This is a genomic window from Taibaiella koreensis (assembly GCF_003545715.1).
In the GTDB taxonomy this organism is placed as follows: Bacteria; Bacteroidota; Bacteroidia; order Chitinophagales; family Chitinophagaceae; genus Taibaiella; species Taibaiella koreensis.
The window spans coordinates 612,067-635,941 of sequence record NZ_QVNU01000002.1 but is presented as its reverse complement, the minus strand read 5'-3'; the positions used below and the strand labels follow the sequence as shown (position 1 = coordinate 635,941).

The 23,875-nt window shown below is 50.8% G+C and carries 23 protein-coding genes; 19 read left to right on the top strand and 4 right to left on the bottom strand.

Annotation, left to right across the window (positions count from 1 at the left end; translation table 11 throughout):
* Window positions 1–4: 4 nt before the first annotated feature.
* From DZK30_RS09870 to DZK30_RS09855, 5 genes are all read left to right on the top strand, one after another.
* Window positions 5–1,474 carry a TonB family protein gene (locus tag DZK30_RS09870; protein ID WP_118973960.1) on the top strand — a complete coding sequence of 490 codons (1,470 nt, stop codon included), beginning with the start codon at window positions 5–7 and terminating at the stop codon, window positions 1,472–1,474.
* 203 nt (window positions 1,475–1,677) lie between these two features.
* On the top strand, window positions 1,678–2,793 hold the full coding sequence (locus DZK30_RS09865) for a TonB family protein (protein WP_118973959.1): 1,116 nt from the start codon (window positions 1,678–1,680) through the stop codon (window positions 2,791–2,793).
* A gap of 120 nt (window positions 2,794–2,913) precedes the next feature.
* Window positions 2,914–3,105 (top strand): class I lanthipeptide, encoded by a 192-nt coding sequence (locus DZK30_RS26575; RefSeq protein WP_205529403.1) that lies wholly within the window; start codon window positions 2,914–2,916, stop codon window positions 3,103–3,105.
* A 134-nt stretch (window positions 3,106–3,239) separates the two neighbouring features.
* Window positions 3,240–3,566, top strand: coding sequence for a hypothetical protein (locus DZK30_RS09860; RefSeq protein ID WP_118973958.1), 327 nt, complete (start codon window positions 3,240–3,242; stop codon window positions 3,564–3,566).
* Between the two features lie 10 nt (window positions 3,567–3,576).
* Window positions 3,577–4,290 (top strand): zeta toxin family protein, encoded by a 714-nt coding sequence (locus DZK30_RS09855; protein ID WP_118973957.1) that lies wholly within the window; start codon window positions 3,577–3,579, stop codon window positions 4,288–4,290.
* A gap of 67 nt (window positions 4,291–4,357) precedes the next feature.
* On the opposite strand, the gene rlmD is transcribed toward DZK30_RS09855, so the two are convergent.
* Window positions 4,358–5,728: a 23S rRNA (uracil(1939)-C(5))-methyltransferase RlmD gene (gene rlmD, locus DZK30_RS09850; protein ID WP_240432895.1), complete on the bottom strand. Its 1,371-nt coding sequence runs from the start codon at window positions 5,726–5,728 to the stop codon at window positions 4,358–4,360.
* Window positions 5,729–5,910: 182 nt separating this feature from the next.
* Here rlmD and DZK30_RS09845 point away from each other — a divergent pair, with 182 nt between their 5' ends.
* From DZK30_RS09845 to DZK30_RS09835, 3 genes are all read left to right on the top strand, one after another.
* Window positions 5,911–7,353, top strand: coding sequence for a TlpA family protein disulfide reductase (locus DZK30_RS09845; protein WP_118973955.1), 1,443 nt, complete (start codon window positions 5,911–5,913; stop codon window positions 7,351–7,353).
* A 62-nt stretch (window positions 7,354–7,415) separates the two neighbouring features.
* Window positions 7,416–8,852: a TlpA family protein disulfide reductase gene (locus DZK30_RS09840; protein WP_118973954.1), complete on the top strand. Its 1,437-nt coding sequence runs from the start codon at window positions 7,416–7,418 to the stop codon at window positions 8,850–8,852.
* Between the two features lie 90 nt (window positions 8,853–8,942).
* Window positions 8,943–10,019, top strand: coding sequence for a DUF2891 domain-containing protein (locus tag DZK30_RS09835; RefSeq protein WP_205529402.1), 1,077 nt, complete (start codon window positions 8,943–8,945; stop codon window positions 10,017–10,019).
* A gap of 80 nt (window positions 10,020–10,099) precedes the next feature.
* On the opposite strand, the gene DZK30_RS09830 is transcribed toward DZK30_RS09835, so the two are convergent.
* Window positions 10,100–10,873, bottom strand: a complete 774-nt coding sequence (locus tag DZK30_RS09830) for a DKNYY domain-containing protein (protein WP_205529401.1) — start codon at window positions 10,871–10,873, stop codon at window positions 10,100–10,102.
* A 308-nt stretch (window positions 10,874–11,181) separates the two neighbouring features.
* Here DZK30_RS09830 and DZK30_RS09825 point away from each other — a divergent pair, with 308 nt between their 5' ends.
* The 3 genes from DZK30_RS09825 (at window position 11,182) to DZK30_RS09815 (ending at window position 12,956) form a co-directional block, all read left to right on the top strand.
* A complete protein-coding gene (locus DZK30_RS09825) occupies window positions 11,182–11,448 on the top strand; it encodes a DUF6965 family protein (RefSeq protein ID WP_118973952.1) in 267 nt (88 codons plus the stop codon).
* 114 nt (window positions 11,449–11,562) lie between these two features.
* The gene (locus DZK30_RS09820) at window positions 11,563–11,898 is read left to right on the top strand and encodes a hypothetical protein (RefSeq protein WP_162902996.1); all 336 of its coding nucleotides are present in this window, start codon (window positions 11,563–11,565) and stop codon (window positions 11,896–11,898) included.
* Between the two features lie 35 nt (window positions 11,899–11,933).
* A complete protein-coding gene (locus DZK30_RS09815; RefSeq protein WP_118973950.1) occupies window positions 11,934–12,956 on the top strand; it encodes a homocysteine S-methyltransferase family protein in 1,023 nt (340 codons plus the stop codon).
* A gap of 83 nt (window positions 12,957–13,039) precedes the next feature.
* On the opposite strand, the gene DZK30_RS09810 is transcribed toward DZK30_RS09815, so the two are convergent.
* Window positions 13,040–13,762, bottom strand: coding sequence for a DUF4290 domain-containing protein (locus tag DZK30_RS09810; protein WP_118973949.1), 723 nt, complete (start codon window positions 13,760–13,762; stop codon window positions 13,040–13,042).
* 290 nt (window positions 13,763–14,052) lie between these two features.
* Between DZK30_RS09810 and acs the strand changes: the two genes are divergently transcribed.
* Both acs and DZK30_RS26225 read left to right on the top strand, forming a co-directional pair.
* Complete coding sequence (acs, locus tag DZK30_RS09805; protein ID WP_118973948.1) at window positions 14,053–15,987, top strand: acetate--CoA ligase; 1,935 nt, start codon at window positions 14,053–14,055, stop codon at window positions 15,985–15,987.
* Between the two features lie 55 nt (window positions 15,988–16,042).
* Complete coding sequence (locus tag DZK30_RS26225; RefSeq protein ID WP_205529400.1) at window positions 16,043–16,372, top strand: hypothetical protein; 330 nt, start codon at window positions 16,043–16,045, stop codon at window positions 16,370–16,372.
* Window positions 16,373–16,557: 185 nt separating this feature from the next.
* On the opposite strand, the gene DZK30_RS09795 is transcribed toward DZK30_RS26225, so the two are convergent.
* Entirely contained in the window at window positions 16,558–17,094 is a 537-nt protein-coding gene (locus tag DZK30_RS09795; RefSeq protein ID WP_118973946.1) for a hypothetical protein, read from the bottom strand.
* A gap of 229 nt (window positions 17,095–17,323) precedes the next feature.
* Here DZK30_RS09795 and DZK30_RS09790 point away from each other — a divergent pair, with 229 nt between their 5' ends.
* The 6 genes from DZK30_RS09790 (at window position 17,324) to DZK30_RS09765 (ending at window position 23,873) form a co-directional block, all read left to right on the top strand.
* Window positions 17,324–18,871 carry an OmpP1/FadL family transporter gene (locus DZK30_RS09790; protein ID WP_118973945.1) on the top strand — a complete coding sequence of 516 codons (1,548 nt, stop codon included), beginning with the start codon at window positions 17,324–17,326 and terminating at the stop codon, window positions 18,869–18,871.
* A gap of 66 nt (window positions 18,872–18,937) precedes the next feature.
* The gene (gene folD, locus DZK30_RS09785; RefSeq protein WP_118973944.1) at window positions 18,938–19,810 is read left to right on the top strand and encodes a bifunctional methylenetetrahydrofolate dehydrogenase/methenyltetrahydrofolate cyclohydrolase FolD; all 873 of its coding nucleotides are present in this window, start codon (window positions 18,938–18,940) and stop codon (window positions 19,808–19,810) included.
* 155 nt (window positions 19,811–19,965) lie between these two features.
* Entirely contained in the window at window positions 19,966–20,589 is a 624-nt protein-coding gene (locus tag DZK30_RS09780; protein WP_240432894.1) for a 7-carboxy-7-deazaguanine synthase QueE, read from the top strand.
* A gap of 48 nt (window positions 20,590–20,637) precedes the next feature.
* Entirely contained in the window at window positions 20,638–21,435 is a 798-nt protein-coding gene (locus tag DZK30_RS09775; protein ID WP_118973943.1) for an undecaprenyl-diphosphate phosphatase, read from the top strand.
* Window positions 21,436–22,616: 1,181 nt separating this feature from the next.
* Window positions 22,617–23,306 (top strand): response regulator transcription factor, encoded by a 690-nt coding sequence (locus tag DZK30_RS09770; RefSeq protein WP_118973942.1) that lies wholly within the window; start codon window positions 22,617–22,619, stop codon window positions 23,304–23,306.
* 42 nt (window positions 23,307–23,348) lie between these two features.
* The gene (locus DZK30_RS09765) at window positions 23,349–23,873 is read left to right on the top strand and encodes a hypothetical protein (protein ID WP_118973941.1); all 525 of its coding nucleotides are present in this window, start codon (window positions 23,349–23,351) and stop codon (window positions 23,871–23,873) included.
* The last annotated feature ends 2 nt before the right edge of the window (window positions 23,874–23,875 follow it).

Genomic DNA, 23,875 nt, shown 5'->3' with positions numbered 1-23,875 from the left:
AACCATGATCAGCTATCTTTTTGCCGCAAATTGTTATGGTTTCCTTTTTTTCTGCATTTACCAGCTTCTGCTCCGCGATCGCAACAGCCATGGCTGGAACCGTGCTTACATTCTGGCCAATGCCTTATTGGCTCTGGCATTACCCCTGATGCGGTTCGATATCCCGGGCTGGTATACGCCCGTTGTGGTGCAAACCCTGCAGGCTTACAGCCTTCCCGAATTAACCCTTACGGCAGATCATCCGGCCTCTGTATCCTGGTTTGCATTTCTGCCGCCGGCGCCTGTGATCTATGGTGCGATCATCGCTGCGCTGCTCCTCCGTCTTGGTTATCGTATGCTTAGCCTGCGCCGCTTCCTGCGCCGGCAGCAATGGCAGCACCGTGAAGGCTATCGCCTGGCAATGAATACCGGCCTTGGTCCGGCCAGCTACGGACGCAGCATCCTTTTTCCCGGCGATGAAGCCGATACCGATATCCTGGCGCATGAAAAGGCACATATACATTTTAAGCACCACTACGATAAGCTTTTTCTGCAGTTGCTGCAATGCCTATTCTTCCCGGTACTACCCTTGTTCCTTATTGGCAGGGAACTGGGCCTGGTGCACGAGTTCGAAGCCGACGCCGCGGCCGGCCGCGACAGGGAGCATTACCTGCATACCTTATTGAGCCGGCACCTGGGCTATCGCGGGCCGGTTCTCCTCCAACCTTTTTTCCGGCATCCCCTGCGTCGAAGGGTCAAGATGCTTCAGGCCTGCAACCCTGGGAACAACCGCCGGGCCAAGGGTGTCGCGCTGGCTGGTTCGCTGTTGACACTGGGCGCCATTATTTATGCCCAAAGCATCCAGGCCATTCCGGCGGCCGTGCCACCGGGTGTGATCGACTTCAGCCATTTGGCCGGGATCACCAGGTCGCAGGAACAAGCACCGCCGGCAACACAACCGGAACCGGCTACGGCGGCGGCAACCATACCAGCCACCGTGCACAGCAAACCTGTGGCAGCAACTACCTTGCGACAGGTTGCCCCAACCCAGACCGAGGCGATCGAATCGCCACAAAGCGTTTATGAAAACGCTTCTCCCGATGTACCGATCGCGCAGGCCACAGGTAAGGCCGTTGAAGTAAATCCGGCGGATGACAAACCATTCACTTCGGTAGAAGAAATGCCAAAGCCGCCCTTCGACGTGATGAAATACCTGAGTGAGAACATACGCTACCCACAGGAAGCCAGTAAGCAAAACCTGCAGGGCCGTGTGATACTTCAATTTGTAGTAGACAGGGATGGCAGCGTGAACAATGTGGTCCTCCAGCGCGATATCGGCGGTGGTTGTGGAGAGGAGGCGGTACGTGTGGTGAAAAATATGCCCAAATGGCAACCAGGCCGCCAGGCCGGGCAGCCTGTCAGGACGTACTATACCTTGCCTGTAAGCTTCCGGCTTGCAGATGATGCGGAGCGGCCGGCAGCGATCAATCGTTGATCCGTTAGCGCTACCGCTTATTTATGTAAACGATTACCAGACAAAAAATTACCGGCAGCAGCCGGATGGGCTTTTATTGCCCGGAAAAATATTCCGGTAACGGATCTTGCGATCGCCCCGGGCCGGCCCCGGCGGTCTACAAAGGCTTTTGTCTGCAGCAAAGGCCACAAGCATGCCTATTGTTTCAACCTTAAATTACATTTATGCTTTTGACAAAAAAATACCGCAAATACGGCAGCGTTGCGACAGTGGTGATACTCTTAGGGATCGGCGCCATCCTGAGCCAGACGACCGGAGCGCAATCCAGGCAAAGTACGCCGGCAGACAAGATCTTCGCTTCGGTAGAAGTAATGCCACAGCCTTCAGTAGACATTATGGACTATCTTTCGAAAAACCTGCATTACCCCGATGCTGCGAGGAAGGCCGGCATTGAAGGACGTGTGATCGTGCAATTTGTAGTAAGCGCTACCGGCAAGATAAAAGACCCGGTCATCCAACGGGGTATCGATCCCGGATGTGATGCGGAAGTACTGCGTGTGGTGAATGCCATGCCCGACTTTACACCCGGAAGGCAGGGAGGAGTGGCGATGAATGTATACTATACCTTGCCCGTCAGCTTCAAACTGGCAAAAGACGGAGTTAAAGCCCCGGGCCTGGCAGCCGATGCATCTGTGGCGCCATCCGGCGACAAAATATTTACTTCGGTGGAAGAGATGCCACGACCTTCCGTAGACATTATGGATTATCTCTTAAAAAACCTGAAATACCCGGCAAGGGCAAAAGACGCCGGCATACAAGGACGGGTGATCGCGCAATTTGTGGTGACGAAAACCGGCAAGATCGAAAACATCGTGATCCAGCGGGGCATTGATCCCGACTGCGATGCAGAAGTGCTGCGCGTACTTAATGCCATGCCGGCATTTGAGCCCGGCCGGCAGGCGGGAAAGGCGGTGAACGTATATTACACGCTTCCGGTAAGCTTCCGGTTGGAAGAAGATGCGCCCGCATCCAATCCTGCGACTCCCGGAAAAACCCAGGAAGCCATGTCATCCAATGCAGACCATGAACTGAAGCTGTATCCCAATCCTGTGAGCGATGAATTGAAATTCTATGTACATCCCAATACAGCCGGAGCAGTATTGGTTTTTATCAGGGATATGAATGGCAGGGAGCTTATTCGTAAGGGCTTTGATCTGAAAGTCCCTGCAGCCGAAACGTTGTTGCGCATCAACGTGAAACAATTACCGGCAGGCACTTACATATTGGAGCAGCGTTTCGGAGGCCGGAAGAGTAGCGCGAAATTTGTGATCAGCCGGTAAATACTGGCTGACGGCTTTTGCCAAAAGTGTAATTGGTAAAGAAATATTAATTGTGCGATCGCTGTATACAAATATTTCTAGCTTCATATCCGATTGCTTCACCCCAAAAAACCAACCGATATGAAAAAGCAAAAGCCAACGCTGCACAGGCTCGCGATCAGGAAGACTACTATTGTTCCGCTCAATGATGCGGCACAGCAACAAATCAACGGAGGACAGACCGCTGTGATTTGCGTGATTACTCATCAGATCTCCCGTTGTACCAACAAGTGCATTCCCGCAACGGAGGTAGTGTCTTGCCGGTGTGAATAGTATTGTAAGCGAAAAAGGAGTACAGGCTATCCGGTCAGGGGTAGCCTGTACTCTTTTTGGAGCATCCCGGAGTACCGCCCATATGCAAATAGCCATTAAAGCAGGCTGGCTTAAAAAAGCGTATCTTTGGGTATATGAGAAAAAGGCATCAAAAGGCTGCTGTTAACAGGGAAATACAAGCTTTACCAAGGGAGGCCCGGATCGTGAGAAGATCAAGGACCAGCTATTTAAGCTACATAGAGGAGACGCCTAAGCAGTATGTCCAACTGGAGAAAGTAGCCAGACAGGCTACGAGGAGGGCTGTTGCCGCTGCCCGGAGACAGAAAATAGCCGTCAGCTATCTTGAGGATGGATGGGTTGTAAGAGAAAAACCTGATGGCATGAAGCAAAAACTATTTAAAGTCCAGGTAAATGCACTCATCCCAAAACTGAAGGCCGGTGCAACATTCAAACTTTCTTAAAGGCCGTCGGATGCGTGTCTTTGCCGGGCCTAATGGCTCCGGGAAGAGTACCATTTTCAGGATGATAGAAGAGCATTACGATGTAGGTCATTATATTAATCCCGATGAAATAGAAAAGGAGCTAAGTGCCACTCAGCGATACAATATCGGTCCGTTTGGGTTGACCGATTGCTCCGAAAAAGAGTTTTCTTCCTTCAGTCAAAACCATTCTATCAGGAATAAAGCCAGTAAAGATGGCTATACAATAGATCTTAGGTTTGATCCCCACACCAATTACATTTACAACCTGAACACCGGTGCTAATTCCTATGAAGCATCCCTGCTTTCCGACTTTCTACGCCAGAAGCTGGTAAGAGAAGGCAAGAAGTTATCGTTTGAAACCGTGATGTCCCACTCTTCCAAATTGGAAATACTGGATTTTGCAAAGCGTAATGGCTATAAAGTATACCTCTATTTCATCTGTACCGAATCGCATGAGCTTAACATTGATCGTGTGAAGCAAAGGGTAGAGCAAGGTGGACACGATGTTTCTGAATCCAAAATCAAAGAGCGGTATTACAAAACGCTACAACAGCTAAGGGCTGCAGTTTCCAGGACTTACAGGGCATTCCTATGGGACAATTCCACTACGGAAGCCAAGCTGATCCTTAGCATCGAGCAGGGAACAGAGGTAACCGTGGAACACGACTGGATACCTAACTGGATTGCCGACTATTTGCTATAGCCTATGCTGCCCATAACAATAGCGGCGCCAGGAACCGGCGCCGCTATTGTTATGATTAAATTTGATATCAGCGCAATTCCAACAATGCTACATTTTCGATATGATGGGTATGCGGAAACATGTCCACAGGCTGCAGTCGTACGACTTTGTAAGCTTCGTCGAGCAGTTGCAGGTCGCGGGCCTGGGTAGCCGGGTTGCAGCTTACGTATACCACCCTGGGTGCACGCATCCGCAGTAATTGCCTGATCAGCTTTTCGTGCATCCCTGCGCGGGGCGGGTCGGTGATCACGACATCGGGTCGTCCGTGGGCTTCAAAAAAGGCGTCGGTCGCAATATCCGATACATCGCCGGCATAAAATTGACAATGTTCCAGGCCGTTCCACTCGGCGTTTAGCTTAGCATCTTCGATCGCATCGGGCACGGCTTCGATACCAATGATCTTCCTGGCGCCTTTCGACAGGAAGATGCCGATGCTGCCGGTGCCGCAATACAGGTCATACACCACTTCGTTGCCCGTAAGACCGGCAAATTCGCGGGTAATCTGGTACAGTCGCTCCGCCTGCCGTGTATTGGTCTGGAAAAAAGATTTGGGTGAGATCTTGAAGCGGAAATCTTCAAGGAATTCTTCGATATAGCCTTTGCCTTTATAAGTATGTACCGTAAGATCGTAGATCGTGTCGTTCATTTTAGGATTGATCGTGTAATGCAGCGACGTGATCTCCGGTACTTCCTGTAGCAGGGTATCGAGGATCATCTTCAGCTCTTCACGATCGTATTTCACGATCAGGTTGACCATGACTTCTCCTGTAGTGGCCACACGGATCACCACATTGCGCAGCCAGCCTTCCTGCTGCCGGTGATCATAGAAGGGCAGGTCATGCTGCCGGGCGATCTGCCGCAGCAGATTCTTGATCTTATTGGTCGGCTCGGCTTGCAGATGGCAGGTGTTGATGTCGACGACCTTGTCAAACATACCCGGAGCGTGAAAACCCAATGCGGGCCGCCGTGCGATCGCGTCGTCTCCTGCCGCCGCTATCTCTTCGCGGGTAAGATAACTCAGCTCGCTGAAGGTAAATTCCAGCTTGTTGCGATAATACCTTTGCGCACCGCTACCGGCTATGGGCTCAATAGGCGGAAGGGCGACATGCCCGATACGGCTCAGCTGGTCGGCAACTTGTATCTGCTTGTATTCAAGCTGCTTTTCATAGGGTAGCATCTGCCATTTACAGCCGCCGCAAACGCCGAAGTGCTCACAAAAGGGCGTGACCCTGTCGGCCGAAGGCGTTTCGATGCGCAGGGTTTTGCCTTCGGCATAGCTTTTCTTGTTTTTGAGCACCAGCACTTCGACGATATCGCCGGGTACGGCTCCTTCTACAAACAATGTTTTCCCATCTTCAAGATGGGCTATAGATTTGCCTTCTGCGGCATAACGCTCCAACCTTATCCCGTTTAGAACCGTCTTTTTGTTTTTTCTGGCCAATGTAAATCTTGCATGTTAATCCTTTGCAAAGGTAGCTTGATTTTTCTTGTTACGTTTAATCGTTATTTAGCTTTGAACAAGCCTGCAATGCGCTACGCAGGATAGAAAGACCAGATCCTTTGCCTGAAAAAACCGATGCTATGAAAAAGCTTGCCCCATTTGCTTTATTGTTGTTCAGTTGCTTTGCCGCCGGGGCAAAGGATGGATACAGGATCGAAGTGACCTTCAAACAAGAGCTACCGGACTCGGTGGTCTACCTGGCGCATTATTTCGGGAAGCACCTTCCTACGATATACAGGCAGGACTCTGCAAGGGTTACGGGTAAACATAAAGTAGTATTTGAAAGTCCGAAAGAGCAGCTGGGCGGTATTTTCATGGTACTTTACAGTAACAATAGCAAGGTGGCCGAATTTCTGCTGGACAATGGCGACCGGTTCGGTATTACCATCGACAACAGCGATAAAAAGGAAGGCGCATTACCTGGCCTCTCCTTCTCCGGAAGCCCGGAGAACGACCGCTACCAGGAGTATAACAAAAAGATGGAAGGGCTGGCCCTGCGGCATAAAGCGATTGCCGAAAAAGGGAGCAAGGCCCAAACCCTGGCCGATACCCTGGCCCTGGATAAAGAATATAAGGCCCTTGCAGAAGAGCAGGCCGGCTATCGCAAGGCTTATGTGAAAAAGTATCCCAATACCTTGCTCAGCAATGTCTTCCTGGCATTGAAAACACCAGAGCCGCCTGCACAGCAGCATTATCTTGAAGATGGAAAAACGGTCGACAGCCTTTACGCCTACGAATACATGAAGGCGCATTACTGGGACCAATTCAACTTCCGCGACGATCGCCTGATCCAGACACCGGTTTACGATACGAAGCTGAACGACTACTTCAACAAATGGGTCTACCAGGTACCGGATAGCATCAATGCGGAAGCCGATAAGATACTCACAGCCACCAAAGGAACCAAGGAACTGTTCCACTACACCTTACGCACGCTGTCGAATAATGCGCTGCAGAGCAAGGTAATGGGCATGGACGAAGTTTTTGTTCACCTGGTGGAGCAGTACTATATGAAAGGCGCGGCCTACTGGCTGTCGGATAAAGACCTGGAGTGGTATACCGACCGGGCCCGGAAAATCGCCCCCAACGTGCTGGGCAATACGGCGCCGGACCTCAACATGCAGGATGTATTTACCCTGAAAGACATGCCGCTTCATGAGGTGAAAGCCAAGTATACCGTGCTTATCGTGTGGTCGTACGATTGCGGTCATTGCAAAAAGGAAGTGCCCCTGCTGGATTCTGTATACCGGGCCAGCTTAAAAGGAAAAGGCGTGAAGATTTATTCTGTTGCCAGCGGCGGCGAGCTGTCGGAGATCCAGCAGTTCATCAACAGCAACAAGATCGGCGACTGGATCAATGTAGCCGACATCAACAACAATACGGGCTTCAGGGAAAAATACGATGCTTATACAACCCCCAAAGTATACTTGTTTGATGAGCATATGAAGATTATAGGGAAAGGCCTGGACCACAGGAATATTAATGATGTGATCGAAATGACGTCCAGGAAGGCTAAAGGCTAGGTATGATCCTTTATCTTTGACCCGGCCAGACAAAAACAAAATCTGTAACTATACAACAAGGAATGAAAAAAGTATTATTCAGCGCGGTCTGCGCAGCAATGGGATTGGCTTCCTTTGCTAAGGGCGGATACAAGATCGAAGTAAAATTTAAACAGGATGTGCCGGACTCCTTTGTGTACCTGGCGCATTATTATGCCAAGGCGCTGCCCACCATCTACAAAACAGATTCGGGTCGTGTGATCAACAAGCGTACTGCCGTGATCGAATCGAAGGACAGCGTATTGGGTGGCATCTACCTGCTGCTGTTCGACAACCGCGCCAAGTTTACAGAATTCATCCTTAACAACGGCGATGCGATGACGATCAATGTCGATACCACCGATATGCCGGCCAACATTACGTTTAAAGGCAGCGAAGAGAACACTCGTTACGTTGCCTACGAGAAATTCCTGATGGGGTACGGCAAAAAGCAGCAGGCGCTGATGGATGAGCTGAAGACGGCGAGAGTAGCCGCCGACACGCAGAAGATCCGGGACAAGTCGGGTGTGCTCTCCAAGGAATTGAATGCCTACCGTAAAGAGTATGCCGGCAAATATCCGGGCACCTATATGAGCTCGGTCTTCAGGGCGCTCGCCGTTCCCGAAGTTCCCGAAGGCACGCATTATCTGCCTGGCACAAAGACCGTGGACACCGAGTTTGCCTATCATTACTATAAGCAGCATTACTGGGACCAGTTCGATTTCAAAGATGATCGTCTCATCTACTCGCCGATATATGACGCCAAGCTGGATGAGTATTTTAACCGTATGGTGGTGCCGATACCCGATTCGATGAATGCTGAGGCCGATGCACAGCTCAAGCGTACCCGCCAATCGAAGGAGCTGTTCAAATACACCCTGCACTGGCTGGCCGGCAATGCCGAACGCAGCAAAGTGATGGGTATGGATGAAGCCTTTGTACACCTGGTCGAAAATTACTACATGAAAGGCGATGCCTACTGGCTGGATTCCACCAACCTGTCCAAGTACGAAGACAGAGCCAAGAAGATAGCCCCCAATGTACTGGGCAACACTGCCCCCGATCTGCTGATGCAGGATATATGGAGCCTGCAGGACAAGGCACTGAACCAGCAGGAAGGCAAATATACCTTGCTGGTATTCTGGTCGAGGGAATGTGGGCATTGCATGAAGGAAATACCCCAGCTGGACTCGGTGTACCGCAAGGTGCTCAAAGGAAAAGGTGTAAAGATATATGCCGTATCCACCGAGGGCGACCTGACCGATATCCAGAAAACCGTGGAGCAGATGAAACTGCAGGAATGGACCAATGTTGTGGATGCACGCAACAAGACCGACTACCGCTCCAAATACGATGTGTACAGTACGCCCAAAATGTACCTGCTCGACGATAAGAAGAAGATACTGGGCAAGGGGCTGGACCACAGCAATGTGCTGGAAGTGATTGAGTTTACTGAAAAGAAAAAAGCAAAGAAAGCCTGATCTTCGGGCAATGTCTGTAGAAAACGCTGAAGCTCCCGGCTTCAGCGTTTTTGTTTCTTTTACTACTTTTATGCCAAACCTACAGCAAATATGACCTGCAGATCGATCCTCATAGCACTCATGATCCCGGTGCTGCTTCCCTCCGCATCAAAAGCGCAGCAGGCGCCTGCGCTCACCGAAGCCGTGGCAGCACAGCTGGCCGCATTGCCCTTGCGTTGCATTGATCAGCAATTTCCCAATAAGACTTCGCATACGGCCGACAGTGCGACAGACGCCCGCCTGTTACCCGCCGAACTGCATCCGGCTTTTTACGGCTGTTTCGACTGGCACAGCAGTGTGCATGGTCACTGGATGCTGGTACGGCTGCTGAAGACCTTTCCGGGTCTTGCCAACAGGGCCGAGATCATCAGGGTCCTGGATGGTACTTTTCAAAAAGACAAGATGGCCGCCGAAGCCGCTTATTTTACCCGCTATAAGGTAGCCAATACTTTTGAGCGCACTTACGGATGGGCCTGGCTGCTGAAGCTCGACGAAGAGCTGGCCACCTGGGACGATCCCAATGCCCGGCGCTGGCACGAGACCCTGCAGCCGCTTACCGGCGAAATACTACGCCTGTGGAAAGCCTACCTGCCCAAACAAACCTATCCCAACCGGACAGGTGTGCACCCCAATACGGCTTTTGCTATGGTATTTGCCCTTGATTGGGCCCGCGCCCTCAAGGATACCGCCTTCGAACGCCAGGTGATCGAAAGATCGTTGTCATTTTACAAAGACAGCAAAGCCACTCCTGCTTACCTGGAACCCGACGGCAGCGATTTCTTTTCACCCAGCCTTGAGATCGCCGATCTCATGCGCCGGATATTACCAGCCAAGGCCTTTGTTACCTGGCTCAACGGCTTTTACGAAGAACGCAGCATCGCCCGCATCTGCAGCCTGCCTACCGTGAGCGACCGCAGCGACTACCAGATCGTCCACCTCGACGGACTTTCCTTTAGCCGCGCCTGGTGCATGAAAGGTATTGCCAGGCAGCTGCCGGCAGGTCATAAATGGAAAAAGCGCTTTATGGCAGCCGCCGACACGTTCCTGGCCCGAACCCTGCCGCAGGTTACCGGTGGCTATGGCGGTGAGCACTGGCTGGCCAGCTTTGCCGTTTATGCCCTGGAATAAGCGGTGCAGCCGGTGCATTGGCGCTGGCGCACCCACTGTATATGCAGCCATTGAAGCAAGGCTAAGCAATCATTTCTTTTTTACAAATCCTTTTTCATTGTTTGCTCAAGCTTATACCACCAGTAATCTTCGCTGATCTGTCCCCTGCGTGCTTCGAAATATTTACGGTAATAGGCAAACCATTCTTCGGGCCGGCTTTGGCTACGGTAACAAATGAGCGGCTGGTATAGATCTGTTGCCATACCCGGGCTGGCGTCGGACAATACGATAAAAGAGGGCGCGTCTATATTTTCCAGTGCTTTTATGGAGTAACCATTGGCCATGTAAATACGATGCGCGTCTCTGTAATAATATTGACCAATCTGTTCGAAAGTCCCGGCATCCGCATCTTTTATCTTCATACCTCTGTTGTAGACAAAATCCTGCCCGAGGGCGATATCTGAACTCCAGGTATGGGTGGCTTTTAAATGAGGAAAATTTTCGTCCTGGTAGCTATTGGTATAGTGGATCAATGGCCGAACGTGGTTTTCTTTGATCGTTTTACCGCCTTCGGCAAAATAGCAGCCATTTTTATCTTTACCATAGAGCATACTTATGGGTTCGAATGTGTCCAGGTCAGCGTGCTTAAGCGGTGTGAAAAAATACTTTTCAGTATTCTTCGTCATGGTATAGGTCAGGCCGTAAATGGTATATTTATCTTTAAAAAAACCATAGCCGATGCAGCCAAAAGTATCCACATCTATCGGAAGGGTCCTTTTTTGGCGGTCCAACAGGGGCTCACCATCGATACAAAAATGATCTCCTGTCCTTGATATTTTTTCAATAAGCAAGCGGCGGGCATATATCCCGAACATACCCCTCATTATATTTTCGGGCACATACTTTTCAGGAATTTCCATTGAATTAAAAGATTGATTATGGCATTCATTTTCTCCGGCGCCATGCTTTGCCCATCTTACAAACGATAGTTCATTGGCAACATTAACGGCCCGGATGTTCAAAGTTACGGCGCGCAGAGGGCCTTATCCGGGAAAGCAGCGAAATTTAACCACTGCCGGCAAGGCAACTCTACCGTAAGGCTGCAACAATACCTAAGTAGGTTTCCTCCAGGCAATAAACGGCATTCAATACCCGTCAGGCCGCTTTTTCGTATCTTTGCTTTATGATCAAGCAACAACCGCAGCATCCCGAAGTGTTGAAAGAAGCCGACCGTCTGCAGCATTTTTTTGAAACAACGCCGATACTGATTCCGGAATGGCGGGAAGGCTGCATGCTGGTTAAAAATATCCCTGAATTTATCAGCATGGAGCTGCATGCGGCGCGTACCTTCAATCCCTCACATTACTTTAATCCACCGCTGAGGCGTCTGCAGCAGTTGGAAAAGGCCGTTGCCGGCCAAACCGGAACACCTGCGGCAGGAACGCTATAGCTCCTTCCCCGCTGGCTTACCTGGTTGTTACAGGCAGGGAACGCATATTACTTTTCAATGGCGCCATCGAAGGCTTGATCAACAATCTTGCAGCATATGGGTTACTTTTGAACAATGCGACTACGAACCCTGATCCCTTTATTGCTTTCCGTCCTGCTCTTTTTTGGCCTGCTGTCCTGTGACAAGCCGGCCAGGGAAGGCGAACAATACCAGACCAAAACCGAATGTCTTTCCGCAACAGACGAACGCGGCTACGCCGAGATGACCGAATATTCCGTATTAAAGGATGAAAAAAAGCTGGAAGCGCTCAGGGCTGCAGGGAAGATCATCCGCCTTCCGGCAAGCAAGAGAGTAACGGTATTGAAACGGAAGATCGATATGGCGTTGGTGGAGTACCGTACCCGCCACGGCAAACGCCAGGTATGGGTAGCCGTGAAATATTTGCAATAAATTAATCCCGTAACTTGCATTTTTATTTGCCGATCATGACTGTAAAACAACAACTGACCGATTTGCTGGAGCAACGTATCGTCATTATCGATGGCGCTATGGGCACCATGATACAGCGCTATAAGCTGGAAGAAGCCGACTACCGTGGCGAACGGTTCAACGCCTGGCACTGCGACCTTAAAGGGAACAACGACCTCCTCTCGATCACACAGCCGCAAATCATCAAGGCTATCCACAGGGAGTACCTGGAAGCGGGCGCCGATGTTATAGAAACGAACACCTTCAGCGCGCAGGTGATCTCGATGGCTGACTATGATATGCAGGAGCTGTCCTATGAAATGAATGTAGCGTCGGCAAGGGTGGCCAGGGAGGCGATCACAGAGTACCTGGAAGCTCATCCCGGCGCCGGTCCCCGTTTTGTGGCAGGCGCCATAGGCCCCATGAACAAGACCCTGTCCCTTTCTCCCGATGTGAACAATCCGGGCTATCGCGCGGTGACTTTCGATGAGGTGTCCCAGGCCTATTTCGACCAGGTAAAAGGCCTGGTGGAAGGCGGCGCCGACATCCTGCTGGTAGAGACCATATTTGACACACTGAATGCCAAGGCCGCTTTGTTCGCGATACAGCGGTTCTTTGACGAGACGGGTACCACGCTGCCGGTAATGATCTCTGGTACCATTACCGATGCATCGGGGCGTACACTAAGCGGGCAAACCCTGGAAGCCTTTTATGTATCGGTAGCCCATGCGGCGCCGGTAAGTATCGGCCTCAACTGTGCGCTGGGTGGCGCCCAGATGAAACCGCATGTTGAAGAGCTGGCCCAGATCGCCGCCTGCTATGTAAGTTGTTATCCCAATGCCGGCCTTCCCAATGCGATGGGTGAGTACGACGAAACGCCTGCCGATACGGCTGCGATCATCGCCGGCTTTGCCCGTAATCACTGGATCAATATCGTAGGCGGCTGCTGCGGCACTACCCCCGACCATATAAGGGCTATAGCCGAAGCAGTAAGGGACATTGCACCACGGCTGCTGCCGGTACTGGAGACCGCTCTGTAGCAGATTTTTTTTAAACGAATAAGAATAGAATAGGCTGACCATTTGGTCAGCCTATTCTATTCTTATGGCATACGGTCAACCGCTTAGATATTCGGCCTGCCGCCCTTATTGCGATTCTTATTGTTATTGTTCCGGTTGTTGTTGTTGTTGCTATTATTGCGGTTATTATTATTGTTGTTGCGGTTATTGTTATTTTGATTCCGGTTCTTATTGGCGCTAAGGTTTTTCTTATGGCCGCCATTACCATTGTTGTTGTTCCGGTTGTCAAATTTCACCTTGATCCCGGTAGCCGTATAGTTCAGCTCTCCGTTGGTGATCTCCGAAAGCTCCTCCTTGATCATGTCGTCGTGCACCGGCTCTTTATGCCAGTTGGCGTAGGCCAGTTTCATGTAATAGGCGATCGACTGTGTAAAGCCGCGGCGCTTCTCTTCGTCGGTCTCATGGAGCGCTTTGTCGATTACTGCCGCCAGGTTTTTACCCAGGTGGCGCTGCTTCTTCTGCTGCGACCTTGGATAAGGCAGCGGGTCGGGCTTGCGGAACAGTTTTTCTTTTGTTGGTGTAGGATATGGCGATTCGACATCAAGATCGAAGTCGGCGATGAGATAAAGGTGATCCCAGAGCTTATGACGGAAGTCCTCCACATTTTTCAGGTGAGGATTCAGGATGCCCATCAGTTCGATGATTGCGCGGGCATTTTTCTGGCGTTTTACGGGATCTTCGATGGTACGCATATACTCTACCATCTGCTGTATGTTCCTGCCGTACTCGGGCATGGTCAGCTTATCGCGCGTTGTATTGTATTTCATTTAGAGAAGAAAGTAAACATTATCCTGCAACATAACGGCAGGTGAAAAAGTGAAGTAACCGCGCGGATGCCCCTATCCACGGGGTGATACCTTGCAAATATAGGAGAAAATTGGTAAAATAGACCGCAATGTCCTTATACGTAAAAAAATACACCTTGACAGGAGAGTGGTTCCGCTCCTTTGCTCCGGCCCCGGCTGGTAAATGTTAAGTTTTGGTCTTGCTGCCCCGGCGATAACAGAGCTGGACCGAATTTCTTAATTTGGGGAGCAAAAATTTCTTTTCCCTATTTATGGCTTACCCTTATCAGATACAATCAAAAGAGCAATACGACACTATATACCAGAAGAGTATCGAGGACCCGGAGGGATTCTGGGCCGGAGTGGCGACGCATTTTCAATGGCGCCGGCCCTGGGAGCGGATATTGGACTGGAATTTTGAGGAGCCCCGTATAGAATGGTTCAAAGGCGCCCAGCTCAACATTACGGAAAACTGCCTGGACCGCCACCTGGAGCAACTGGGCGACCAGCCGGCAATCATCTGGGAACCCAACGACCCGGAAGCGCCGGGGCATGCCCTCAGCTACCGCCAGCTGCTGGATAAGGTAATGCAGTTGTGCCATGTGCTACAGCGAAATGGCGTGCGCAAAGGCGACCGCGTCTGCATCTATATGGGCATGGTACCCGAGCTGGCCATCGCTACGCTGGCCTGCGCCCGTATCGGAGCCATTCATTCCATTGTTTTCGGAGGCTTCAGCGCCCATAGTATTATCGACCGTCTCCAGGATGCACAGGCCACCTTTGTGATCACGGCCGACGGCGCTTACCGTGGCAACAAGGATATTCCATTGAAAAGCGTGATGGACGAAGCGCTGGAGCAATGTGATTTTGTGCGGAAGGTGCTGGTGCTGCGCCGTACCGGCATTACAACAACGATGACAGCCGGCCGCGACCTGTACTGGGAGGATGAAATAGAAAAAGTCGCAGCGGATGGGAACCCTTTTTTCCCGGCCGAGCTCATGGATGCCGAAGATCCTTTGTTTATCCTGTATACATCCGGCTCGACCGGGAAGCCCAAAGGCGTGGTGCATACCTGCGGTGGGTATATGGTATACGCCGCTTATTCCTTTGTCAATGTATTCCAATACCAACCCGGCGAGGTGTATTTCTGCACGGCCGATATCGGCTGGATCACCGGGCACAGCTATATCGTTTACGGTCCCTTGCTGGCCGGCGCCACCACGCTCATCTTCGAAGGTATTCCCACCTGGCCCGACGCCGGCCGTTTCTGGGATATCGTCGACAAGCACAAGGTCAATATACTGTATACCGCGCCCACCGCTATCCGTAGCCTGATGAGCTTCGGTACCGAGCCCGTGGAGGGCCATGACCTCAGTTCCCTCAGGGTGCTGGGCTCCGTAGGCGAACCGATCAACGAGGAGGCCTGGCAATGGTTTCATGAGCATATAGGCAAAGGCCGTTGCCCCCTGGTCGACACCTGGTGGCAAACGGAAAACGGGGGCATCCTCATCTCCAACCTGGCCGGCGTTACACCCGGAATACCCACCTTCGCCACAAAGCCCTTGCCGGGCATACAGCCCCTGCTCGTCGACGAAAAGGGCGAGCCGGCATTGCCGGTACTGCAGGAAGATGGCAAGACTATTGTTTCCGGAAACCTGTGCATCCGTTTCCCCTGGCCGGGTATGTTCCGCACGACCTATGGCGACCATGAACGGTTCAAACAAAATTACTTTGCTACCTACCCGGGACTTTATTTCAGTGGCGATGGCTGCTACCGCGACGAGGAGGGCAATTACCGCATCACCGGCCGCGTGGACGACGTGCTCAATGTGAGCGGACACCGGATCGGTACGGCAGAAGTGGAGAACGCCATCAACAGCGATCCCGCCGTGATCGAGAGCGCTATCGTAGGCTATCCGCACGATATCAAGGGCCAGGGCATCTATGCTTTCGTGGTCTGCGACCCCGATCACCAACCGGGCGATGATGCGCGCAAGGCGATCCTGCACACGGTTACCCACCTTATAGGGGCTATTGCCAAGCCCGACAAGATCCAGTTTGTAAGCGGGCTACCCAAGACCCGTAGTGGCAAGATCATGCGCCGTATCCTGCGCAAGATCGCCGAGGGCGCGCTCGACAGCCTGGGCGATACCAGCACCTTGCTCGATCCGGGTGTGGTGGAGGAGATCAAAAAGGGAAAATTGTAGGGACCGTAATGGCCATTCTAAAATAATTGACTACCCGGATAAAGGGAACAAATTTTTGCACGTCTATAAATACCAGCTTGCACGCGTTGCTTTACCCGTCTTTTTGTTGGTATCAATATCTTCCTCTTTTTTATTCGCATCTATGTTTATTGTTTGTTATGGTGCTCATGAGAAAAGTTGCTCCGCCAAAAAAGAGGCAAAAAAGGCGGCAAAAAAACAATGCTCCGCTGTTTTTTTGTGGCCAGCGCACCCGGGCTTAAAAATAGATATGAGCTTTAATGCAACATTGCCAGGCATAGGGTCATGGATCAACGGTTTAATCATTGACCCAAAGGATCATTTCTTTATTGCTCCTATTTTCAGCTGGTTTCCTATATCCGGATAGTCAAACTAAAATAGTATCGATTATCTGCATGGCGGGAATCCACAAGAAATTAGGGCATAAAGCCTGATCCAATAGTGCCGGAGATATCATATTGGCACGAAGTCATTTGGTGTTCCATTGTCCCCTAACGAGACAAGCCACCCTTTAGGGTGGCTTGTCTCGTTAGGGGACTGAACAAAAGCAAGCTACAGCTTCTCGATAGTCACATTGCTGATCTTATAGCTATAATCGTTACCGTCGCCTTCCTCTTTCCTGGGTTTGGGCACCGTGATCATCACATGATCATTGGATTTTTTCTTAGGTCCTTTAGCTGTATACGTTACCGTTCCGGTTATACGTACCTTATCGCTTGTCGTGATTTTTTCACCGTTCTTGTCGTAGATCAATACGTCTTTGGCTTCGAAATGTCGGGCTGTGTCGGGTACATCGATCTTTACACTGTTTTTGCCGGTACCATAGGGCAATACGATATCGGTGATCCGCTCCCGTTTGCTGTTGTCCAGGGCAGCCTGCATTTCCAGGTTCATATCGAGTGTCTGGCCGGTGCCCCAGATCATAAGATCGGTAGCCAGTCTGCCCTCGGCAGTGATGGTCTTACCATCGTGCGTATAGCTGGAGGAAAGTTCCCGGGCCAGATCCATGGATTTGTTGCCGCAAGAGGACAGGAACAAGAGCAGCAGGACCGGAATAAGGCCGGAGCAGTGCAGGATAGAACGGTTCATAAGTAAGATTTTAGCGGAGGAAGAATATGTTTTACAGAACAAATCTAAATGCCGCAGCAACAGGTTTGCCGGTAATTAAATATACGTAGCCCGGGCGTCGGAATCCGTCCTTTGTGCCGCTAAATATGCCACAGGAATTCCTAATTAACATCCTGAAAATATTCCCTTGGGGGAATTAAACATTATGCCGCGTACCTTTGTCTAAGCATCGACTAATCAGCCTTTTGACATGAACAGATATTTCAACCTGATATTAGCCGCGGGAATACTCCTTCCCGCGATGGCAGTGGCACAGAACGAATTGGATGCCCTTCGCTATGGGCAGGTAACCGGCGCCGGTACCGCCCGGGCACTTAGTCTTGGCGGCGCGGGAGGGTCCTATGGCGCCGACTTTTCGTCCCTTAGCATCAACCCTGCAGGTATTGGCCAATACCGTAGCTCCGAAATCATGATTACCCCGGTGCTGCGGCTCAACAACATTAAGGGTACCTACCTGGGCAGCGCCAACAACGACGACCGCACCCGGCTTAACCTCAGCAATTTCGGTGTAGTATTCACCAAGGCGGCAAAAGGCCGCGAATACGAAAGCAGTGGCTGGAAGTCGTTTTCGGTGGGTCTCGGCTTCAACCGTATCGCTGACTTTACCGCCAACGGCTACTATGCCGGCAACAACAGCCTGAGCTCGATTACCGAAGAATTTGCGGCAGATGCCAAATACAACGGCGTATCCGATCAGCTGGCGCCGCCCTTTGGCTTCCTGGGCTACGAAGGCTATGTGCTCGACGCCAATCACGAATCCATTCCGTATAACAATATCATCAGCAAGGGCGGTTCGGTAAACCAATCCAAATCCTGGAACTCGAAAGGCGGCATCAACGAATGGAACCTGAGCCTTGGCGGCAACTATATGGAAAAGCTGCTGCTCGGCGCTTCGGTGGCACTCACTTCCTATAAATATGACCGCAATACCAATTACACCGAAAAGGATGCCACCGGTAATCCCAACAATGATTTCGACTTCCTGAGCTATAACGAACTGCTGACCACTACAGGCATCGGCTTCAATGCCAAGCTGGGCGCTATTTATGTGATCAACGATGTTATACGTGTGGGCGCCGCATTTCACACGCCCACCTGGATCGCCTTTACCGATCTGAGCGATTACGATATCACCACCAATACAGAAGGCTATAAGGCCTCGCTCGGCGGAAGCGATACCGATCCGGTGAGCCGTAAGCAGCCGGCTTCGCAATACCAGTTCGATTATTCGCTGCGCACACCCTGGCGTGCGGTGCTGAGCGCCACCGCGCTTATGGGCAAGTATGGGTTTATTACGGCCGATTATGAATACGCCGCCTACAATGCCATGCGTTACAACTTCAGGGAAAACAGCTTCAACGATTATGAAAATGCCCTGAACCAAACCATCAAAGACACTTATAGGGGTACCCACAATTTCCGCGTGGGTGTTGAGGGCAAGCTGAGCAACTTTATGGGTCGCCTGGGCTTTGCCTATTACAGCAGTCCCTTCCGGCAGTCGGATATTTTCGATGGTCAGCGGATGGACTTTTCTGCCGGCGTAGGCGCCCGCTTTGGTGGCTTTTTTGTCGACCTGGCCTATGTCCGCATTATGCAAAAGCAATCGGAATACGGCTATCCCCTGCTGATGCAGGATAATGCGGATCTGAATATACGGAAGATACCGGTGCCCCTTGCCGATCTTAAGTATGGCAATAACCTGATAGCGCTTACCCTGGGCTTCAAATTCGGATCATAAGCTTATTTTTCTACCCTGACCTCGCCGGCCTCTGGTCGGCGAGGTTTTATTTTTTACCTTTGCAGCATGCAACTATTAGACGGGAAAAAAGTATCGGAGGCGATACTTGCCGGTATTGCCGAAACAGTGAGCCAACGTAAGCAAGAGGGCAAAAAAACACCGCATCTGGCCGCCATCCTTGTCGGTGGCGACCCGGCCAGTCAAACCTATGTCGCATCCAAAGTAAAGACCTGCGAGCAGATCGGCTTTGGATCCACCCTGTTGCGCCTGGGTGAAGAAACCAGCGAACCTGAGCTACTGGCACATATTGCCGCTTTCAATGCCGATCCGGAGATCGACGGCATCCTGGTGCAGCTGCCCCTGCCCCGCCATATCGCGGAAGAGAAGGTGATCAATGCCATCAGCCCGGAAAAAGATGTTGACGGGTTTCATCCCATCAGTCTGGGCCGTATGGTGCTGGGGTTGCCTACTTTTATCTCGGCCACTCCCAACGGCATCATGATGATGCTGGAACACTACAACATAGATACAACAGGCAAGCATTGCGTGGTGATCGGCCGCAGCAATATCGTCGGTACGCCCATGAGCGTGCTGCTGAGCCGGAACAGCAACCCGGGCAATTGTACCGTTACCCTGTGCCATTCAAAGACCCGGGACCTGAAGGCGCTGTGCCTGCAGGCCGATATCATAGTAGCGGCCATAGGCCGCCCCAATTATGTTACCGCCGATATGGTAAAGGAAGGCGCGATCGTGATCGACGTGGGCATTAACCGTATAGAAGACAGCAGTAAAAAAAGCGGCTTCCGCCTGGTGGGCGATGTCGACTTTGACCAGGTGGCCGAAAAATGCAGCTATATCACACCCGTTCCCGGCGGCGTAGGTAAAATGACTATTTGCGCACTGATGAACAATACCCTGCTGGCGGTAAAAGATAAGTGACCACCGGCATAGAGGAAACCGATTGATCCCGGTCCTCGGGCCTGTCGAAAGGGCAACGATATCACGATGCTTCGACGGGCTCAGCAACCGCAAGGAAAGGCAGCATCATTCAATGTTTCCGATATGCGGATGGGTAGTAAAGAAAAATAGAGATTATGATGAAGACAGTAACAGAACCAGTGGTCAGCTATCCCGTAATGGAGCACTTCTATACCCTACAGGGCGAAGGCTGCTATTCGGGCCAGGCAGCCTACTTCATTCGCCTGGGTGGCTGCGACGTAGGCTGTGTATGGTGCGATGTAAAGGAAAGCTGGGACGCTTCGGCACACCCGCTTATGAGCACGGAGACCATGGTGGAGCTGGCCGGGGCACACCCGGGAAAGATCGTGGTGGTCACCGGTGGCGAGCCTTCGATGTACGACCTGGTCCCTATTACCACAATATTGAAGTCGGCGGGTTTACGTAGCCATATCGAAACATCGGGCTCCAGTCCGCTTACCGGTGACTGGGATTGGGTAACACTATCGCCCAAGAAATTCAAGGCCCCGCTACCGGGCAACCTGCCGCTGGCCGATGAGCTGAAAGTAATCGTCTTCAACAAATCGGACTTTAAATGGGGCGAAGAGTTTGCTGCACAGGTAAAGCCCGGCTGCAAGCTGTACCTGCAGCCCGAATGGGATAAACGCGAGGCGATGACGCCGCTGATCATAGAATACATCCAGCGGCATCCGCAATGGCAGCTCTCGCTGCAGACGCATAAATACCTGAATATCCCCTAATCTTTTTATTTTTACGCCCGGTCAGAAATCCCCCGGCCGCTTTTCCTCATGACTTTAATACAAGCCATTATTCTCGCCGTGATCGAAGGCATCACCGAATTTCTTCCCATTTCTTCTACCGGACACATGATCATCGGCAGCTCGGTGATGGGTATACAGAAAGATGAATTTGTAAAGCTCTTTACGGTTGCGATACAGTTCGGCGCTATCCTTTCGGTGCTGGTCCTCTATTTCAAGCGGTTCTTCCGCAGCGTAGGCTTCTATCTTAAGCTGGTAACGGCTTTTATCCCTGCGGCGGTATTCGGCGTGCTGTTCAGCGACAAGATCGACGAGCTGCTGGAAAGCCCGATGACCGTGGGCATTTCGCTGGTCCTGGGTGGTATCGTGCTGCTTTTTGTAGACCGCCTGTTCAACAAGCCCAAGGAAGATAACGCCGACCGGATCGGCTACCCCACAGCCTTTATTATAGGTCTGTTCCAGTGCATCGCCATGATACCCGGCGTATCGCGCTCGGCGGCAACCATCATAGGTGGTATGTCGCAAAAGCTGACGCGTAAAGCCGCAGCTGAGTTCTCCTTTTTCCTGGCCGTGCCCACCATGTTTGCCGCAACCGCCAAGAAGATGTATGATTTTTATAAAACAGAAGGCGCCACCTTTACCGGGGAGCAGATCAAGCTGCTTGCTGTCGGCAACATCATCGCGTTTATTGTGGCCATGATCGCGATCCGGACCTTCATCTCTTTCCTTAGTAAGAACGGGTTCAAGCTATTTGGCATTTACCGCATCATTGTGGGTGGTATCATTATTGCCCTGCTGGCGAGCGGCCATTCCCTATCGGTTATTTAAGCGCTTCAATTTATGCAAAAGGGCCTGCAATATATACTGCAGGCCCTTTTGCATGTTATTTAGGTTGTGTTACGCTTATTGATATTAAAGTCTTTCCGGGAGCATATTTCTGCGACCTTACTCCTGGCCGGTTCATGCCGGCTCATGCTTGACCCCCGTTAATGCTGTCGTTATTGTACCGTAGCGGGCAGAAAAGAAAAAGATAAGATCGGGGAATGAAAAAAGGAGCATTGTAACAATGCTCCTTCGTTTCGGCGTTTGGTTTTGCTTATAATTTGTATCCAGAACAAATGTAGAACAAGCAAAACACATAAACTACAGGTAAAAACCTGTAATTTATTCAGGCCCTTTTTGCGAAATCAGAGAATTGAATAAGGTGCAAATATTTGATTTTAAATGTTTTAAAAACAAAAAAGCTACCTGGAAAGGTAGCTTATAAACCAAACACCAAAACTATGGCACCTATTTGATGGGAACTTTTTGCGGCTTAGAAACCGTTTTCGTTCCTCTTGTATTCTGAATGCAAAGCTAAGGCACGTTTTCAAAATGATCAATAGACATAATGTGTACTTTAGCAACTGAACGTGTAGCTTATCGCAGAAAAAAGTATTCCGGGAAAAAAGGAATGATATGCGGTTAAATTTTAATGCGAAATCGACTGCGTAAAGATAAAGAAAAGGTTTTTACCTGGTGTTTTTTCAGGTAAAAAACTTTAAAATTAACTTTTCAGCATGAACCGGTCATTTCCCTGAGTAGTGCCTTCCCGTTATTCCTGGCTATTTGCGTTGTAGCCCAAACAAAGCCGGAACCTGTTTTTATAAGCTGCCGCAACCAGACAGAGGGACGGGGGATCAGTGAATACGGCGTTTTCCTGGATAAAGGCCGCTCCCGCTTATCGCTGGCGGCCCTGGTGAGCAGCATGTATCTTTTTCATGATCTCCGCTTTCTTTTTTTAGACGATCGGCGGGAAGAAAGGTTACCTGCATTTTGCAGCCACATTCCCCAATAGATCCCTGGACCTGTTTGCAGCATTTTCGCTCCCCAGAACGTTTCCGGTGCAGCGCATTTGCCCCCTGAGCAGCAGTGGCTAACCTCCCGATTTCTTACAGGTTTTTGTCTGTAAAAAGTTAGCCGGAAACAGTCTATTTTTACATTCTCAACCAAGCTAACATATTTTCCAGATGATACAGAAAGAAAACGCCGATGACAGGAAGATCCTGGTGGCCTTCGCCGACGACCATACTACCGTTCGCAAAACCGTGGCAGCATTCCTGACGGGTCTTGGCGGTATAGAAGTAGTGGTTCAGGCAGCTAACGGAAAAGAGCTGATCGATGCGATCGAGACCCTGGAAACCAAGCCCGATGTGGCTGTGCTCGATATCAATATGCCGGTGATGAATGGTTTTGAAACCGTTCAGATGCTTAAAGAGCGCTGGGAGAATATAAAGATACTGGTGCTCACTACCTTTATGGATGAGCTTTACGTGTGCAAAATGATCCGTTACGGCGCCAATGGCTACCTTTCCAAGGATTGCGATCCGGAAGAGATCAAGCGGGCGCTGGTGGCCATAAAGGAACAGGGCATGTACTACAGCGACTTTTTCGTGGAAAAGATGGCCGTAGTAGTCAAAGACAAAAAGAAAGAGCCGCGCATCACCGAACGCGAGTTGCAGTTCATGAAGCATTGCATCAGCGACCTTACCTATTTCCAGATCGCTTCCCTGATGAAAACGACCCAGAAAAGTGTGGAGGGCTATCGCGACAGCCTTTTCCGTAAGCTGGGTGTAAACAGCAGGGTGGGTCTGGCTGTTTTTGCGATCAAATCGGGGCTGGTTACCATCGATACCATGGCGCTGCCGATACGCCATTAGCAGGAATGAACCTATTTTTTAACCGTTTACAATAATAGTCCAATGAAACATTTATCCCTTAAAAGCTTCCTGTTCCTTTTATGTTGTTGTGCTTTTTCCCTCAGGGGACAGGCCCAGGGAGTATCTGCCAATCCTTCTTCTGCTGCCGCTGCCAATGCTGCTGGCGCCGGCGCGCCCGGCGGTGGTGGCTCTAACCCCAACTTCATCTCTATCGACTCTGCCAATAAAATGCTGGGGAGCTACCTGTTCAGCATCAATGCCGATGCCGATAACAATAGCAATGTGCAGTCGTTCATTATGGACGCCGATGCCATCAGGGAATACCTGTCGGACCCGGCGATCAAGAAAGTAAAGATCATGCTGGCGCACAATCTTAAATACATTAATGAAGGCAATTCCGGCGTCAATTGCGGCTACAAATCGGGAGGACTAACCGTTATTATGGCAGGCTACGATGCCCAGAGCAATTATATTTTTGCTCCTGGTAACAAGGTTATGGACAATTCGGTTCCCTGCCCTTCGATATGTCCGTCTAATGGTACCGCTTCCGATATGCTTCTTCATTAAAC